We start from the raw sequence: 737 nt of genomic DNA, 5'->3' as shown, positions 1-737 counted from the left end.
GCTCAGCAACTGCGCTCTGGCGTTTGGGCCCCTGAATACGGGTTCGGGGGGTAATCATGGCGACCGCATCTCGACACCCAGCACCTAAGCAGCATGACGGGGGCGGCAATCAGGCCGCCATCTCGTTCGGCATCCCGGAGCTTAAAAACCCACGTTATTTCGCCATCTTCAAAGCTGGCCGCCAGGCGCGCTTTAAGGCCGACCGCGATGGCCTCGGCGATGCGGTCCCTCTTTATTCCCATAACGCCACTTACCAGGCGTTATTCACCAAGGGTTGGGGGAGCGTGACAGAAGTTCACCTCNATCTGGGGTGGTGCCATCGCTCTCGGTGCCGGTATCGCCGGGTTATTTGGTTACCACATCGACCCTGCCATTCAGGCCAACATTGTTGAGCTGGCGAGCTCAGCGGTGTCTGTGGTCGGTGGTGCGGTTGCCATCTATGGCCGCATCAAGGCCACCCACGTTATCAAGTGAGGCCCCATGCCTGATCTGATTGATAAGGCGCAATGCCTGGAAGAAGAACAACGGCAAAGAGCTTTGGGGGCGCTACGACAGCGCCCCCGCGAGGCACCCGATGAAGATGAACATGGGCGCTACTGCCTGGACTGCGGCGATGTGATCCCAGATGAGCGGGTGGTCATCGAGCCGTTTGCTGTGCGATGTGTCGAGTGCCTGACACTACGCGAGAAGCAGGAGGCTATTCGTGCTGGACATTATTAAAACCTATTGGCCGATAT

1 protein-coding gene is annotated in these 737 nt (G+C 58.4%); it reads left to right on the top strand.

Annotated elements, in window-relative coordinates; genetic code table 11:
* Nucleotides 1-480 precede the first annotated feature (480 nt).
* Entirely contained in the window at nucleotides 481-720 is a 240-nt protein-coding gene (locus tag ACYVG7_RS05875) for a TraR/DksA C4-type zinc finger protein (protein ID WP_460882294.1), read from the top strand.
* The last annotated feature ends 17 nt before the right edge of the window (nucleotides 721-737 follow it).

Source organism: Pseudaeromonas pectinilytica, assembly GCF_054780855.1.
Note: the sequence above shows the minus strand (reverse complement) of the source record. Positions and strands in the feature narration are given on the sequence as shown.

Coding starts and splice junctions, on each gene's coding strand:
- ACYVG7_RS05875 (WP_460882294.1), top strand. CDS start 481: ATGCCTGATCTGATTGATAAGGCGCAATGCCTGGAAGAAGAACAACGG.